Origin of the sequence: Chelativorans intermedius (assembly GCF_025398255.1) — a bacterium.
Lineage (GTDB): Bacteria > Pseudomonadota > Alphaproteobacteria > Rhizobiales > Rhizobiaceae > Chelativorans > Chelativorans intermedius.
Genome location: NZ_JAODNW010000013.1, coordinates 106106 through 122529 on the forward strand (window position 1 = coordinate 106106; position 16424 = coordinate 122529).

At 63.9% G+C, this 16424-nt stretch carries 13 protein-coding genes and 1 tRNA gene; 5 read left to right on the top strand and 9 right to left on the bottom strand.

From position 1 onward, the window contains the following. Nucleotides 1-2: 2 nt before the first annotated feature. From NYR58_RS10890 to NYR58_RS10905, 4 genes are all read left to right on the top strand, one after another. On the top strand, nt 3-1082 hold the full coding sequence (locus tag NYR58_RS10890; RefSeq protein WP_261520687.1) for an ABC transporter ATP-binding protein: 1080 nt from the start codon (nt 3-5) through the stop codon (nt 1080-1082). A 72-nt stretch (nt 1083-1154) separates the two neighbouring features. After that, nucleotides 1155-2432, top strand: coding sequence for an extracellular solute-binding protein (locus NYR58_RS10895; RefSeq protein WP_261520689.1), 1278 nt, complete (start codon nt 1155-1157; stop codon nt 2430-2432). 76 nt (nt 2433-2508) lie between these two features. Beyond that, nucleotides 2509-3387: a carbohydrate ABC transporter permease gene (locus NYR58_RS10900; protein ID WP_261520710.1), complete on the top strand. Its 879-nt coding sequence runs from the start codon at nt 2509-2511 to the stop codon at nt 3385-3387. Beyond that, a complete protein-coding gene (locus NYR58_RS10905; RefSeq protein WP_261520691.1) occupies nt 3384-4214 on the top strand; it encodes a carbohydrate ABC transporter permease in 831 nt (276 codons plus the stop codon). The genes NYR58_RS10900 and NYR58_RS10905 overlap by 4 nt, the downstream gene beginning before the upstream one ends. Before the next feature lie 46 nt (nt 4215-4260). Here NYR58_RS10905 and NYR58_RS10910 read toward each other — a convergent pair whose 3' ends face one another. The 3 genes from NYR58_RS10910 to NYR58_RS10920 all read right to left on the bottom strand — a co-directional run bounded on the left by NYR58_RS10910 (nt 4261) and on the right by NYR58_RS10920 (nt 8888). Next, nucleotides 4261-6258 (bottom strand): BCCT family transporter, encoded by a 1998-nt coding sequence (locus NYR58_RS10910; protein WP_261520693.1) that lies wholly within the window; start codon nt 6256-6258, stop codon nt 4261-4263. 95 nt (nt 6259-6353) lie between these two features. Further along, nucleotides 6354-7616, bottom strand: a complete 1263-nt coding sequence (locus NYR58_RS10915; RefSeq protein WP_261520694.1) for a mechanosensitive ion channel family protein — start codon at nt 7614-7616, stop codon at nt 6354-6356. A 366-nt stretch (nt 7617-7982) separates the two neighbouring features. Next, complete coding sequence (locus NYR58_RS10920) at nt 7983-8888, bottom strand: LysR family transcriptional regulator ArgP (protein ID WP_261520695.1); 906 nt, start codon at nt 8886-8888, stop codon at nt 7983-7985. Between the two features lie 94 nt (nt 8889-8982). On the opposite strand from NYR58_RS10920, the gene NYR58_RS10925 reads away from it, so the two are divergent. Further along, the gene (locus tag NYR58_RS10925; RefSeq protein WP_261520696.1) at nt 8983-9594 is read left to right on the top strand and encodes a LysE/ArgO family amino acid transporter; all 612 of its coding nucleotides are present in this window, start codon (nt 8983-8985) and stop codon (nt 9592-9594) included. 274 nt (nt 9595-9868) lie between these two features. Here the strand turns inward: NYR58_RS10925 and NYR58_RS10930 are convergent. The 6 genes from NYR58_RS10930 to fumC form a co-directional block, all read right to left on the bottom strand. Further along, nucleotides 9869-9945 (bottom strand) — tRNA-Arg (locus tag NYR58_RS10930). 119 nt (nt 9946-10064) lie between these two features. Next, the gene (locus NYR58_RS10935) at nt 10065-11576 is read right to left on the bottom strand and encodes an ATP-binding protein (RefSeq protein ID WP_261520697.1); all 1512 of its coding nucleotides are present in this window, start codon (nt 11574-11576) and stop codon (nt 10065-10067) included. 48 nt (nt 11577-11624) lie between these two features. Continuing rightward, nucleotides 11625-13052 carry a dihydrolipoyl dehydrogenase family protein gene (locus NYR58_RS10940; protein ID WP_261520711.1) on the bottom strand — a complete coding sequence of 476 codons (1428 nt, stop codon included), beginning with the start codon at nt 13050-13052 and terminating at the stop codon, nt 11625-11627. Between the two features lie 34 nt (nt 13053-13086). Continuing rightward, nucleotides 13087-13836, bottom strand: coding sequence for a TVP38/TMEM64 family protein (locus NYR58_RS10945; RefSeq protein ID WP_315903334.1), 750 nt, complete (start codon nt 13834-13836; stop codon nt 13087-13089). A 191-nt stretch (nt 13837-14027) separates the two neighbouring features. After that, entirely contained in the window at nt 14028-14411 is a 384-nt protein-coding gene (locus NYR58_RS10950; protein WP_261520698.1) for a DoxX family protein, read from the bottom strand. 337 nt (nt 14412-14748) lie between these two features. Then, on the bottom strand, nt 14749-16140 hold the full coding sequence (fumC, locus tag NYR58_RS10955) for a class II fumarate hydratase (protein ID WP_261520700.1): 1392 nt from the start codon (nt 16138-16140) through the stop codon (nt 14749-14751). Nucleotides 16141-16424: the final 284 nt, after the last annotated feature.

The following is a 16424-nucleotide window of genomic DNA, read 5'->3' on the forward strand; positions in this document are numbered from 1 at the left end:
CCATGACCGGCGTCACCCTGAGAAATGTGCGCAAGTCCTTCGGCACCGTCGAGGTCATCAAGAACGTTTCGCTTGAGATCAAGAAGGGCGAATTCGGCGTCTTCGTTGGCCCTTCGGGCTGTGGCAAGTCCACCCTCCTGCGCATGATCGCCGGGCTGGAAGAGACCACCAGCGGTTCCATCGCCATTGAGGGTGAGGATGTCACCCATGTCGAGCCGGCAAGGCGCGGCGTTGCCATGGTCTTTCAGTCCTACGCGCTCTATCCGCATCTGAACGTCTTCGAGAACATGGCTTTCAGCCTGCGGCTGGCGCGCGCCTCAAGGGAGAAGACACACCAGATGGTTGGGGAGGCTGCGCGCATTCTCAAGCTCGAGGATCATCTGCACAAGAAACCCTCGCAGCTTTCCGGCGGGCAGCGCCAGCGCGTGGCCATTGGCCGCGCCATCGTACGCCAGCCGAAGGTGTTTCTCTTCGACGAGCCGTTGTCCAATCTCGACGCGGAGCTGCGCGTTCAGATGCGCCTGGAGCTCGCACGCCTTCACCGGCGCATCGGCGCAACCATGATCTATGTCACCCACGACCAGGTGGAAGCCATGACACTGGCCGACAAGATATTCGTGCTGCGTGACGGAGAGGTCCAGCAGTCCGGCGGGCCCATCGAGCTCTATGACGACCCTGACAATCGTTTCGTCGGCGGTTTCATTGGCTCCCCGGCGATGAACTTCCTCAATGGCCGCATCGTCTCGCGCAGGGGCAAGACGGTCACCATCGCGCTGGAGAACGCCGACGGCCAGACGCTGGAAGCCCGCATCGGCCAGGACGCGGTGGGCGAGGGCAGGACCGTCGTCGTCGGCGTGCGCCCGGAACATCTGGAGCTTTGCGAGGATGGCGTGAAGGTCGGTGTCGAGATGGCGGAGGATCTGGGCGGCGTTTCCTACCTGCACACGCGCACGACCGATGGCACGGAGATCGTCGTCGAGCGGCGCGGCGCGCGGGACAATCTGAACGATCGGACGGTGAGCCTGCGGGCGGCGCCGGAAAATGTCCTGGTCTTCGATCCCGAAGGCCGGAGGCTGCGCTAGGTCCTTGCGCCGGATCCGCGCGGGGAGCTGGACTGCAATCGGTGATGTGTCGTGAAGGAAAGGGAGGATACTATGAAATTTCTGAGAACCGTGCTCATGGCTTCGGCGGTCGGCCTTGCCGCCACACCCGCATTGGCCCAGGAAAAGGTCATCTGGTGGGACTTTCTGGCCGGCGGCGATGGCGTGCGCATGAAGGCGCTGATTGACCGCTTCAACGAGGAACACCCGGACATCCAGATCACGGGAACGACCCTCGAATGGGGTGTGCCCTATTATACAAAGGTGCGCACGGCCGCCGCGGTCGGGCAGGGGCCCGACATCATGACCTATCACCTTTCGAGAATGCCGCTGGGCCTGTCGGAAGGCGTACTGAGCGAGATCACCGAGGAAGATCTTCAGAACGCCGGGCTTTCCAGGGATGATTTCTTCCCGCGCGCCATCGAGGCCGCCTCGGGGGAGGACGGCAAGCTTTATGCCGTTCCCTTCGATATCCATTCGATCATTCTCTATTATAACAAGAGCTATCTCGAAGGCTCCGAATTCCTGGACGAGAACGGCAATCTGACGGGGATCGACAGCCTTGAGGATTTCGAACGCGCTTTGGCGTTGGCCAAGGAGAATGGCTCCTCGGCACCTGTCTCCTATTCCACCGGAGATGACGGCGGCGTCTATCGCGTTTTTTTCACCCTTCTCAAGCAGCAGGGTGGCGATCTCATCCGCGATGGCGAGGTGCTGCCCGGCGACAGTCTGGGGAAGGCAGCAACGGCCATCGAGATCATGACCCGCTGGACGGAAAACGGCTGGCAGCCCGAACAGGCGGAGTATGAGGCGTCGGTGGCGCTGTTCACCTCAGGCAAGGCGGCTTTTCACCTCAACGGCGTCTGGGAGGTGCCGACGATGGTCGACCTCGAAAAGGAGGGCAAGCTCGGCTTCGAGTGGGGCGCGGTGCAGGTACCCAAACTGATGGAACAACAGGCCACGTGGGCCGACAGCCATGCCTTCGCGATTCCCCAGCAGACCGGCAAGGAAATGTCGCCCGAGAAGCGCAAGGCCGTCATGACGGTGATCGGCTGGATGGAAAAGAACGCCATCGACTGGGCCGATGCCGGCCACATCCCGGCCTACAAGCCCGTCGCCGAAAGCGACGCTTTTGCCAGCAAGGAGCCGAACGCCACCTATTCCTCGCTGGCCGAAACGGCCGCCTACGATCCGCGCTCGCTGATCGCCGGCGTTGCCTCTCCCGTCTATGATGCGGCGATAAACATCATCTCGCCGGCCATTCACGGCTATATGGAGCCGATGCAGGCCGCCGAGCAGATCAAGAGCGATCTGGAATCGAAACAGCGCTAGCCGCTTCCTCCCAAGCCATCGCCCGCTGTCAGGCGGGCGATGGCCGCCATCATCGGAGAGGTCGTCCGCCGTGGCCATGCTTCACAACCGCCGCAAGCACGTTGCCATCGCCGCCAGTCTGGTTGCGCCCTTCGTTGCGACGTTCTGCCTGGTCTTTCTCTGGCCGGCCATCCGTATGGTCGAGCTGAGCTTCACGGCAGGCCCGCTCATCGGCGAGGGCACATGGGTTGGGCTTGCCAACTACAAGCGCCTTCTGACCGACAACCTTTTCTATACCTCGCTCAAGAACAACGGCTATTTCGTCGTCCTCACCGTCGTGCCGACGACGGCGCTGGCGCTTGCCATCGCCCTCGCCATCAACCGGCTGTCGGGCCGCCTGCAGGCGGCCATGCTGGCCTTGTTCTTCCTGCCTTACATTCTGCCGGTCTCGGTGGTGACCATGATCTGGACCTGGATGCTCGACTTCCAGTTCGGCGTCCTTCAGCCCGTTCTCGCCTTCTTCACCGGCAAGCCCGTGCCGGTCTTCAAGAATCCCTATTGGGTGATGCCCATGATCGCCGTCGTTACCATCTGGTGGACGAACGGTTTCAACGTGCTGCTTTTCATTGCGGGCCTGCGAAACATCCCGCAGGAGCTGTACGAGGCGGCAGCGCTCGACGGGGCCACCAAGAGGCAGCAGTTCTTCCGCGTCACCTGGCCGCTCCTGTGGCCGGTCACGGCCCTGGTGCTGACCCTGCAGCTCATCCTGCAGCTCAAGATTTTCGACCAGGTCTATCTGATGAGCGGTGGCGGTCCCTTCAATTCCTCCTATGTGCTGCTGCTGATGGTCTATCGAGAGGCCTTTCAGCTCAACCATGGCGGCTATGCTTCGGCCGTCGCCCTGATCCTGTTCGTCATCATCATGGTCGTTTCGGTGCTGCAGTTTCAGGTGCTCAAGATCGGAGGGCGCAGATGAGCGGGAGCCGGCGGATCGAAAACTGGTCGTTGACCGTCATCACCTTCGCTGGAGCGGTCTTGTGGATCTTCCCGCTCTACTGGGCCTTCGTCACCTCGATCCGCAGCGAGGATCGCGTGGTCAGCGACGAGGCGGGCCTCCTTCCCGACGAGTTCAATCTCGCTTCCTATATCGACGTGGTCTTCAACACGCAGCTTCTGAACTGGTATCTGAACTCGATCGTGACGTCGGCCATCATCACCGTTCTGGTGATCGTGTCGGGCATGATGTGCGCCTACGCCATCTCGCAGATGCGCTTTCCCGGCCGGCGCCTGCTCTACGGGATAGTGCTGGCAAGCTTCATGATCCCGAGCCAGGCGCTCGTGGTCACCCAGTTTATTCTCATGAACAGCCTGGGCCTCATCAATACGTGGGCCGGCATCATCCTGCCGCAGCTCATCGTTCCCGTGGTCATCATCGTCTACAAGCAGTTCTTCGATGCGGTGCCAAAGGAGATGCGCGAGGCCGTGGTTCTGGATGGGGGCGGAGAATACACGCTCCTCTTCAAGGTTTACCTGCCGCTCAATTGGGGAATCACCACCGCGCTGTCCATCATCACCTTCATCATGGCCTGGAACCAGTTCTTCTGGCCGTTTCTGGTGGTGACGACGGAGAACATGATGACCATTCCGGTCGGCATCACGCAGGTCAACGACGCCTTCGGCGTCTATTATGCCCGGCTCATGTCGGTCGCCCTGCTGGGGGCAATGCCGGTTGCCGTCGCTTATCTGGTCTTCCAGAAGCGCGTGACCGAGGCGGTGATGATCTCCTCCGGCGTGAAGGGCTGAAGGGTGAGCGCCGCCCGAGGGGCGGGCGGCGCCTTGGCACGCTGTTTCAGATTTCCGCGCTGTGCTCGGGCGCGGTCGTCACCAGACGGGAGTCCGGCAACTGCACCAGCGCAAGATAGCGCTCGAACTGGTACAGAATGTCGGCCAGGATCTGCTCCTTCGTCATGCCCATGAGGTCGTATCCCTTGCTCCCGTCGGAGAAATAGGTCTTCGCCTCCCAGCGTTCCTCGCGCTCGGCCGACTGCACCAAGGAGAACGCCGCCACGGGCCGGGTTGCCGGCAGAACGCCGTAGACGAAGTCACGGACACCCTCGTTCGGCACGACGAGCTCGATACCGCCCGTCTCGGCAACCTGCCTGACCTGCGCCACCCTGTTGCGCCGCGCAAGCTCTTCTGCGACGTCATTCAGCGCCTGCCCGACCACGCGCTCGATGAAGGCGTTGACATCGCGCGATGTGGGCGCGCGCAGCATGGTGGAAAGCCGCTTCTGCCAGGGCACCTCGGAGAACGGTTGCGCACGCAGCGCGCCCGAGGCGTTGGCGCGCGCATTGCGCTGTGCCAGATCGGCCCGCATGCCGGAGTAGAGCGCCCATGTCAGCGCAAGCAGCACCAGCGAGAACGGCAGCGCGCTGGCAATCGTTGCCGACTGCAGCGCCGAGAGTCCGCCGGCCACCAGAAGGCAGGCGGCAACAACACCCTCCAGAGAGCACCAGAAGACCCGCTGCACCGTCGTGGTCTGTGTCGCACCGCCGGCGGAAATCGTGTCGATGACGAGCGAGCCCGAGTCGGAAGAGGTGATGAAGAAGATCGCCACGAGAATGATCGAGACGACCGACGTCAGGAACGGCAGCGGCAGATAGCTGAAGAACTGGAAGAGCCCGATGGAAACGTCCTCCACCACCTGCTGCGCAAGCTGGCCGCCCGCCACGTCGACGTCCAGATGCAGCGCCGTGTCGCCGAAGACCGTCATCCAGAAGAAGGTGAAGCCGGAGGGGACGAACAGAACGGCTGCCACGAACTCGCGCACGGTCCTGCCGCGCGAGATGCGCGCGATGAACATGCCCACGAAGGGCGACCACGAAATCCACCAGGCCCAATAGAACAGCGTCCAGTTGTCCACCCAGGGCGTGGGCTCATAGGCATAGATGTTGAAGGTTCTGAGCAGGACGCTGTCGAGATAGAGGCCGATGTTCTGGACAAAGTCGCGAAGCAGCGTCGAGGTCGGCCCCACCACGAGGACGAACAGCATGAGGAGGATCGCCACGAGCAGATTGATCTCCGACAGCTTCTTGATGCCCCGGTCGATGCCCACAACCACCGAGGTGGTGGAGATCGCCGTCACGACCACGATGATGGCGATTTGCACGGTCGGGCTGAACTCAAGGCCGAACAGATAGTTGAGGCCGGCATTGATCTGCGAAACGCCGAGGCCGAGGGAGGTCGCGATGCCGAACATGGTTCCGACAATGGCGAAGATGTCCACGGCATGGCCGATGGGACCGTTTATCCTGTCCTTCAGCAGCGGATAGAGGCCGGAGCGGATGGTGAGGGGCAGATTGTAGCGATAGCCGAAATAGGCGAGCGACAGGCCGACAACCGCATAGATGGCCCACGCGTGAATGCCCCAGTGAAAGAAGGTGACGGCCATCGCCTCGCGCATCGCCTCCACGCTTCTCGGCTGCGCGGTGGGTGGCATCATGAAGTGCGTCAGCGGCTCACCGACGGCGTAGAACATCAGTCCGATGCCCATGCCGGCGGAAAACAGCATGGCGATCCATGAGATATAGCCGAAGTCTGGCTCGGAATCGTCCGGCCCCAGCTTGAGCTGGCCGAAGCGCCCAAGCGAAAACAGCAGCATGGACACGAGAATGATGCTCACCGAGAGCAGATACAGCCAGCCGAAATGATAGAGTATGTATCCCTGGACTTCGGAGAATATTCTTTCGGCTTCGCTGGGAAAGAATATTCCTATCGACAGGAACAGGAAGATGAACACAAGGGATCCGAAGAATACCGTCTTGTCTATGACGAAGAGTTTTTTCATGATTCCGTACCCGTTGGGGCGGCCGCCACCGTTGCGGCGGCCGCGATTGCAGGATTGGCGGTGTGCGCCGGTCGGCTTTGCCTGTCGCGGGCCGCTCAGGAGAAAGCCGGCTCGCCGAAAGACGCCGCAGCGTCCGGCTGGGCCCTGAAGGTGCGGGAAAGCTCGTGGAGGTTTCGGCCGCTGGGCGTCTGGAAACACCTCAGGCCGAATTCCGGCAGGATGGCATAGAAGTGATCGAAGATGTCGGACTGAACCTGCTCATAGGTTGCCCAGTCCGTCGACTTCGTGAAGCAGTATATTTCCAGCGGGAGCCCCTGAGGCGCGGGGCTGAGCTGCCGAACCATCAGGAACATGCCGTCATTGATGTCATTGCGCGAGCGAAGGTATTCTTCCGCATATTTGCGGAAGGTGCCGATATTCGTCAGTCGGCGCATGTCCACCGGGTTTCGGGATGATGGCTGCAGCTTGGCATTCCATTCTTCGATCTCCCGCTGCTTGGCGGAGAAATAGCTCCTCAGCCGGCCGACCGAAGACAGGCGCGCGATGTCCTCCTGGGTCAGGAAGCGGATCGACTCCTGGTCGATCAGCAGGGCACGCATGATCCGGCGGCCGCCGCCCTCCAGCATGTTGCGGTAGTTCTTCATGGGTTCCGTGATCAGCTTCCGGATGGGAACCGTGGTCACGGACATGTCGAAATTCTCCACCTTCACGGTATAGAGGGAAATTTCCACGATCTCGCCATTGGCATCGAGATGGGGCATCTCGATCCAGTCGCCCACCCGCACCATGTTGGATGAGGCAATCTGCATGCTCGCCACGAGCGAAAGCAGCGTGTCCTGGAAGACGAGGATCAGCACCGCCGCCATCGCGCCGACGCCGGACAGAAGAATGAGCGGCGACTTGTCGAGAAGCGTGGAGACGATAAGGATGGCCGCCAGTATGTACACAATAAGCTTGGCCACCTGCAGATACCCCTTGATGGGCCGGGTGCGGCCTTCGGGGCGGCGGTGATAGATGCTGTCGATGGCGCTGACGACGTGGGAGGCCGCCAGCGCGAACATGAGGATCACGACGGAGAACGAAACGTTCTGTACGATGGAATAGATCTCCGAAGGCAACCCGGAAACGAGCGATATGCCATAGTATACGATGATCGCCGGTACGACATTCGACAGCTTGTGAACGGCCTTGTCGAAGTCGTCCTTCGGATGGAAGGCGGAGATCTTCGAGGTCGCCTTCGCCACGGCCTTCGCAATCACGCCTCTGACGATGAGCCGCGCGAGGAACGCGAACAAGACAATCAGAAGAAGCTCGCCAGCCGTTCTGGCGGCAGGGAAATCGGAAAGAAGATCAAGCATCTCGAACAGTCCTTTCTCCCTTGAAGCGCTGGTCTTCAAGGGCGATTGCGATTGCCGTCTGTGTGGAAGGCATGAAGGTGGCGCTGCTGGAATGCGCTTGCGCCGGACGATTGCAGAACTACAGCCCGGTAGCGGACCTTTCCGGCAGAGCCGCAGCGGCGCGCCCTGCCCTACAATGGCGTGTCTGCAAAAGCATCATTCTCGGTTTGCCAGTGGTTTACATAATATGTACGCATAATCTGCGCCTATATATGCGGCAAGATATGCGTAATCAACCTATGCAAACGGTTATATGGCCCGGCCGAGCCAATTCGTCGCAGCCGGGGCCCGCTCTGGCGGGCGACGCCGGGCTTTTCGCGACGTGGTTCACTCCGCTCGAACCAGCGCGCGCTTGGCGGCGGAGACGATTTCCCGTGTCAGGCCGGACAGGCGATCGGCGGCCAGCCGGTTGACCTGCCAGAACAGCGGAACGTCGAGCGGTGTGTCGGGAAGCAGTTCGACGAGACGCCCGCCCGCCAGGTGGTCATCGACCAGCGGGGCGGGGTTCATGCCCCATCCCATGCCGCGCAGGCTCGCCTCGACAAAGGCCTGGGTCGAGGGCAGCCAATGGGTGGGGCAGACCACGTCCTGTCCGAGCGCCTGCCGTATCCAGTGGCTCTGCAGGCGATCCTTCTGGTTGAAGGTCAGCGCCGGGGCGGCGGCGAGTGCCTCTGCCGTCACGCCGTGTGCGAAGAAGCGGTCCACGAACTCCGGGCTCGCGGTGGCGCGATAGCGAAGCGCGCCAAGCGGCGTGGCGCGGCAGCCCTGAACCGGCTTGCCGAGCGACGTGACCGCTGCCAGAACCTTGCCGCGCTGCAGCCATGCGCCCGTGTGTTCCTGGTCGTCCACCGCGAGGCCGATGAGAAAGCCCGATCGCTTTGCGAAATTCGCGACGGCCTTGAGAAACCATGTCCCCAGGCTGTCCGCATTGGTCGCGATGTTGAGCGTCACGCTCCGCTGGCTTTCGCCCGGTCCGGAAAGGCCCGGCAGGTGTTCGAGCAGCTCGCGTTCGAGCATGCCCACATGCTCCATATGGCGGCAGAGCCATTCTCCCTTCTCGGTCGCGACACAGGGAGTCCCGCGCTCGATCAGCACCGCGCCGAGCCGCTCCTCAAGGTGCTTGACGCGCTGGGAAACGGCCGAAGGGGTCACGTTGAGCGCAGCGGCGGCTTTCTCGAAGCTGCCGGTCTGGACGACCATTGCGACGGCACGCAGGGCCGGATAATCGATCATGAATTAGAATAGCTTAATCAAGATCAGATGGTTTAACTACTCTAACAGGCTTCCCCCTGTTAGTTCAAGCCGAACGGCAACGATGCGGCATCCCATGAATCCTTCCGTCTTCTTCACCGGCCTGACGATGGGGCTCAGCCTGATTGTTGCAATCGGCGCGCAGAATGCCTTCGTGTTGCGGCAGGGGCTGCGCAACGAGCACCTGCTGGCCATCTGCCTGACCTGCGCGCTGTCGGATGCCGTGCTGATTCTCGTGGGCGTGACGAGCTTCGCGCAGATCGCTGCGTGGCTGCCGTGGGTCGAGCCGCTCATGCGGTATGGCGGTGCGGCCTTTCTGCTCTGGTATGGTGCCAGAAACCTGCACTCCGCCCTGCATTCCTCCCGCACGCTGGACATGGGTTTGGAGACGGCGCGGAGCGGTCTCGCAAAGGCGGTCCTGGCCTGCCTCGCCATCACCTGGCTGAACCCGCATGTCTATCTCGACACGGTGGTGATGCTCGGCACCATTTCGACGCAGTTCCCCGGGCAGCAGGGAGCCTTCGCGGCAGGCGCCATCTCGGCGTCCTTCCTCTTCTTTTTCCTGCTGGGCTATGGCGCGACGTGGCTGCGGCCCGTCTTCGCGAAGGCCCGGGCGTGGCGGGTTCTGGAGGCTGTGATCGCCGCAGTCATGTGGGCCATTGCGCTGCGCCTTCTCGCCGGCGGCTAGGGCAATTTGCAGCCAGATGGAATCATCTGGCGTCGCACAAATGCAGCAAAAACAAATAGATGGATCGGTCTAGCCGCACCGGCGCGCGGGCGTTCGACGACGATTGCAAAAGGCCACCCCGCCGGAGAAGCCTCGGATTCGTCGAACGGCGCGAGGAAGATCAACCCCCGTCCGCGCGCCCGCAGTGCGCGTCAGCCCCCTCCAGAAGAGGCGCAAACCATGTCTGCGGCATGAGGTGTAGATCAGGTGCCTGGAACGGACCCAACAAGCAAAATGGCGCGCCCGAAAGGATTCGAACCTCTGACCCCCAGATTCGTAGTCTGGTGCTCTATCCAGCTGAGCTACGGGCGCGCTGGCTGCCTTGCGGCAGCGGGAGGTGCCGGTGCCTGGCGCGGCGACCGGACGCCCGCTTACCTAGCGATTGAGAGCGCCAAAAGCAAGCGTTGAATGACAATTCTTTGACGTCGTTTTCATGGCGCTGGCCTGTCGTGCGGCACGGCCTGGCGACTGGCGCCCGCCGCGGCCGTCCGCTCCTCCCGCGTGCTGCCGTCGGGCAGCGTGATGCTGAAGACGGTGAGCCCGTTGCCGCTTTCCACAAGCGTGATCTCGCCGCCATGGGCGTGCACCAGTTCCTGGGCAATGGCCAGGCCCAGACCCGTGCCCCCGCTCTTGGCCGCGCCGCGGAAGGCGGCAAACAGGTTCTCGCGCGCCCGTGGCGGCAGGCCGGGTCCGGTATCGGAGACAAAGATCCGCACCGCGCCCCTCTCGCGCGCCGTGGAAAGGGTGAGGCGGCGCACCAGTGCCGCCTCCCTGTCGCCGGACATGGCCTGCACGGCGTTGCGGCACAGATTGGACAGAACGCGGAAGAGCTGCTCGGCATCGGCCTCCACTTCCAGCTCCGGGTCGACCGCATTGACGAACTCGATGCCGCTCGCCGGGTCGATGGCCAGCGTTGCCTGCACGTCCTCGACAAGCTGGAAGAGGCGCAGGCGCCGCCGCTGCGGCGGCGCCTCCTGCGTCCGGCCATAGGCCAGGACCCCTTCCGAATAGGCGACCGCCCGGTCGAGGGTGCGCACCAGGCGCGGGGTCAGCGACTGCACGGTGGGGTCCGACACCCGCGCCAGCCGGTCGGACATGAGCTGTGCCGAGGCCAGCATGTTGCGCATGTCGTGATTGATCTTGGAGACGGCCAGTCCCAGATCGGCCAGCCGCTTGCGCTCGCCCAGCGCGCGGTGCAGCGCCTGCTGCATGCCGGCGAGCTCGCGCTCGGCAATGCCGATCTCGTCTCCCCGGTCTTCCGGCCTGATGATGCGCTCGGCATCGTCGGGCGCGGCGGCAAACGCCAGCATGGACTGCGTCATGGCGCGGATGGGCCGGATCATGATGCGGTTGATGGCGTAGAAGACCAGCATGGCGGTGATGAGCGAGATGATCAGCGACAGTGCAGCCACGTTGCGCGCATAGACCAGCATGGCCGAGCGCAGGGCGCTGTCGGGCACGACGATCTCATACTCGCTGCGGCTTTCGCCGACGCTGCCGTAGATGCGCAACAGCCGGTCGCCGCCGAAGAACATGGTGTCGAAGGCCTGTGCGATGGCCTGCAAGGGCCCCACCATGTCGAGATTGATGTGCATGTCGACCTCCGGCGGCATCTCGGAGACGACGAGCAGGCGCGCGCTGCCTTCGTCGCGCACGGCAATCGTCTTGGCGCCCGTGGCCATCAGCACGTCGTTGCTGGCCTGCCGGCTGAGGCTGTTGGGGTCGCCCTCCATCAGCACGATGCCGAGGGTCGCCACCGTCTGCAGCCGCTGGCGCATCCATTGCTGGCCGAAATTGGCCACGGAGGGAATGAAGATCAGCACCTCCGCCGCCATCACGAAAAGGATGGTGAGAAGCAGGAGCTTGGTTGACAGGCCGCGCGTCAGCGGAACCGAGCCCGCATTGCCTGGCAACTCGCCATGTTCCCGCTTTTCGTCCGCCATCGCCATTCCCGTGGGCCTTCACGGGCGCCCGTGCGGCACCCCGCTCCCCTAACCGAATAAACGCAGAAAGCGGATCAGTCCACGCACCATGGGCTTGCCGGCCGCCCCGGCATAGTAGGCGATGGCCGCCCGCTTGCCGATCTCTCCGAGGGTGGGATAGGGCGCGACATAGCCCGCCACGTCGCGCAGGCGCAGGCGGCGGGCCATGGCGAGCGACCAGAAATGCATCATCTCGCCCGCCCCCGCGCCGGCGATGGACACACCCAGAATGCGCCCGCCGCGTCCGGCCACCAGCTTGATGAAGCCTTCGCCGCGGCGCTCGGCCAGCGCCCTGTCGTTCTCCGCATAGGGCCAGCGCAACACGGTGACACCCCTGTGCCGTTCGCGCGCCTGTGCCTCCGTCAGCCCGATATGGGCAAGCTCGGGTTCGGTGTAGGTAGCGCGTGGCACGAGCTGCGGGTTCTCCCGCGCCGGCAGGCGGAACAGCAGGGCCCGGATGACGAGACCGGCATGGTAATTGGCCACATGGGTGAACTGCAGCCCGCCCGCCACGTCGCCGATGGCGTAGACCCGCCGGTTGGTGGTGCGCAGCCTGTCCGACACCTTGATGCCCTTTGCATCATGGGCGATGCCGGCCTCTTCCAGCCCCAGCCCCGCCACGTTGGGCCGCCTGCCGGTCGCCACCAGGAGGTGGGAACCGTCGAGCGTGCGTGTGCCTTCCGCGTCCTCCAAGTGCAGGCGCACGCCGGTGCGCCCGTGCCTTTCGGCGCGCATCACCTTCGTGCGCTCGAGAATCTCGACACCCTCGGCCCGCAACCGCTCGAGCACCACCGCCGCCAGCTCGGGCTCCTCCCGGGCGAGCGCCGTGGCCGCCTCGATGACGGTCACCTGCGCGCCCAGCCGCCGATGCGCCTGCGCCAGCTCCAGCCCGACCGGCCCGGCACCGATGATGACAAGATGCGAGGGCAGGCGGGGGCGCGCGAAGATCGTCTCGTTGGTGAGATACGGCACCGAATCCAGCCCCGGGATCGGCGGCACCATGGGGGAGGAGCCGGTGGCCACCACAAAGCGCCGGGCCCGGATCTCGTGGTCGCCGGCCACCACCGTGCGTGCATCCTTGAAGCGCGCCGTCTCCTGCAGAACCCGCACACCCAGCGCCGTGAAGCGCTCTACCGAATCGTTGGGCGCGATGGTGGCGATGGTGCGCTCGACATGCCGCATCACCCCGGCAAAATCCACCTGCGGCTCGACGTCTGCAACGCCGAAGCCCGCTCCCTGGGTGAGGCGGTGCGCCTGTTTGCCCGCCGCGATGAGCGACTTGGAGGGCACGCAGCCATAGTTCAGGCAGTCGCCCCCCATCTTGCCCCTTTCGATCAGCACCACGGGCACGCCGAAGGCCGCGGCCGCGGCCGCTACTGTCAACCCGCCGGAGCCGCCGCCGATGACGCAGATATCCGGTTTCAGCACCTTGGCCATGCGCATTTGCCTCGCTTCTGGATGGCGGAGACGGTCAGGAGGACCGCGCACCGCGCAGCTTCCTGACGATGATGGGGATTGCCGCCACGGCGGCAAGTGCGGCAAGCGCAATGGTCAGCTCCGGCGTCACCAGATCGGCAATGCCGGGCTCACGCCCCGCCGCTGCCGCCGAGACCAGAACGCTTTCCAGCCCGTGGCCGAGATAGGCATAGGCGAAGGTGGCCGGCGCAATGCCGAGCGCCGTGGCAGTTACATAGGTCTTGAGACGCACGTGGAAGAAGGCGGGCGCGATGTTGACCACCCAGAAGGGGAAGACCGGCGCCAGGCGCAGGATCAGGAGATAGCCGAAGGCGCCCTCCTCGAAGCCGCGCGCAAGCCGTGCAGCGCGGCCGCTCATCCGCCGCTTCAACACGTCGCCGAGCGCGGTGCGGGCGGCCAGGAAGAGGGCCGTGGCCCCCGCTGTGGCCGCCACCACCACCAGGCTGCCGCCCAGCAGCCATCCGAACAGGAAGCCGCCTGCCACGGTCAGCAGCGAGGCGGCAGGAAAGGCAATCGCCACGGCCGCCGCGTAGAACAGCGCGAAGAGCGCCGGTGCCAGCAGGGGATGAGCGGCCACATAGGCCTTCAGCGCCACGCGGCTTTCGGCCAGTGCGGCAAGCGTAAAATGGCGGTGCCAGCCCATGGCATAGGCGCCGAACAACGCGAGGAGCACGAGCGCAAGGGGCGCCCAGCGCCACAGCATGCGGCGTGCCTGCGTCCCTGTCGTCTCGCCTGTCATGGTCATGCCCGCGCCTTGTTCTGTCCTGGTGGTGCGATCCAAACAGATGGAACCCATCTGTTTCGGTCAGACCACGAGCCCTGGCGCCTAGATGACCCTTTCCTTGCCATCCTGCAATGCGGCAAGCTCCATCTCACCGCGTTTTGAGCGTGCCCGCGGCCGCCTTCACTCTCCCGTGATGCGGCCGCGGGAGAGCGTCAGCTGCGCCGCGTGTCGAGCGAAAGGCTGCCGGCGCCGTGCGCGATCAGCGTCAGGAAGCCGCCGATGATCGCCAGATTCTTCAGCAGCATGGTGACCTGCATCTGATCGCCGAAGTCCAGATGCGCGATGAGCGTGGCGGCAAGCGTGAACGCGGCCAGGACGAGCGCGGCAATGCGTGTCTTGAAGCCGACGAGCACGGCAAGCCCGCCCACAAGCTCCACGAGCCCGACCAGAACCGCGCTGATCATCGGCATCGGGATGCCGAGGCTGCCGAAATAGCCGGCCGTGCCGCCGATGTTGGTGAGCTTGCCGAAGCCGGCGAAGATGAAGATCGCGGCGATGAGGATACGCCCCAGAAGAAGGAGTGCGCTGTTTGACATGTCGAGAATCCGTCGTTGTTGAAAAGACTGTGCGGCCTTTGGAGCCGATCTCGAAACCGATCGAACCGAGGCGGGAAAGGTAATCTCCCAAGCGCCGAAGCGCTCAAGAATGCCAGTTGCCGCCGCCCGGCACCGTCGGGTTCCTGACGGCTCTTACAGGCTCTGCGCCGGCTGGACCATGCCTGCTTTTGTTGACGCAGTGTTTTCCTCCTGCCCTCGGCCCCGCCGGCCGCGGGAGCGGCAACGAACGCGCTTCTCGCCCGGAGAGGAGGCATGTCAATCCATGGCATGCCCGACCGGCGCGCCTGCCCGCCGGGGGGGCGTGGCGGGAGGAGACTCAGGAGGGAGCGATCATCTTTTCGGGCCGCACGAGACGGTCGTACTCCTCTTCCGAGACAAGGCCGCTCTTGAGAGCCTCCTCGCGCAGCGTCGTGCCGTTCTTGTGCGCGGCCTTGGCGATTCTGGCGGCGTTGTCGTAGCCGATGGCGGGCGCCAGTGCAGTCACTAGCATCAGCGAGCGTTCGAGCCCCGCCTTGATGTTGTCCTCGCGCGGCTCGATGCCGGCCACGCAATTGTCGGTGAAGGAAACCGCCGCATCGGCCATCAGCCGCACCGACTGCAGGAAATTGTAGGCCATGACGGGATTGTAGACGTTGAGCTCGAAATGGCCCTGGCTGCCCGCAAATGTGAGCGCGGCATGGTTGCCGAAGATCTGCACGCAGACCTGGGTCAGCGCTTCGCACTGGGTGGGGTTCACCTTGCCCGGCATGATGGAAGAGCCGGGCTCGTTTTCCGGCAGGGCCAGCTCGCCGAGGCCGGAGCGTGGGCCGGAGCCCAGGAAACGGATGTCATTGGCGATCTTGAACAGCGAGGCGGCCGCCGTATTGATGGCGCCGTGCGAGAAGACCATCGCATCATGCGCGGCCAGTGCCTCGAACTTGTTGGGCGCGGTGACGAAGGGCAGGCCGGTGATGGCGGCAATCCGCTCCGCCACCTTCTCGGCAAAGCCTATCGGCGCATTGAGCCCGGTTCCCACCGCCGTGCCGCCCTGGGCAAGCTGCATCAGGCCCGGCAGCGTGCTTTCGATGCGGGCGATGCCGTTTTCCACCTGCGCGGCATAGCCGGAAAACTCCTGGCCGAGGGTGAGCGGCGTGGCATCCTGCGTGTGGGTGCGGCCGATCTTGATGATGTGCGCCCACGCCCTTGCCTTCTCCTCCAGCGCTGCATGAAGCTTCCTGAGCGCCGGCAGGAGCCGGTGGGTGATCTCTTCCGCGCAGGCGATGTGCATGGCCGTCGGGTAGGTGTCGTTGGACGACTGGCTCATGTTCACATGGTCGTTGGGGTGGACCGGCTTTTTCGAGCCCATCTCGCCGCCCAGCATCTCGATGGCGCGATTTGCGATCACCTCGTTGGCGTTCATGTTGGACTGGGTGCCCGAGCCCGTCTGCCAGACAACCAGGGGAAAGTGCTCGTCGAGCTTGCCGTCGATCACCTCCTGCGCGGCATCGACGATGGCCTTGCCGAGCGCCGGATCGAGCCGGCCGAGCGCCATGTTGGCCTCCGCCGCCGCCCGCTTGACGATGCCGAGCGCCCGCACGATGGGCAGCGGCTGCTTTTCCCAGCCGATCCTGAAATTGCCCAGCGAACGCTGCGCCTGCGCGCCCCAATAGCGGTCCGCCGGCACGTCGATCGGGCCGAAGGTGTCGGTTTCGATGCGGGTCTTGGTCATGCGGTACCTCCCTTCGTTTGCGGCGCCTGGGGGCGGATCGTTGCAGCGGCGTGCCGAAGAGTGGAACCCGGTTTCCGGCACGTGCCGCGACATGGTGGAACTTGAAGCCATGGACGCGATTGCGAAACCGCACCCGTGGCTCTAATGGCGCGTGCGCGGGTGATTTGCAATGGTGCACTGCAATGAAAAAGGGCGCCCGAAGGCGCCCTCAGACCGCTGACAAACCCCGTCATTTTCGGCGGGGTTTTGTTTTATGGGTTTGTTGGGGTTTGGGATTTCGTTGT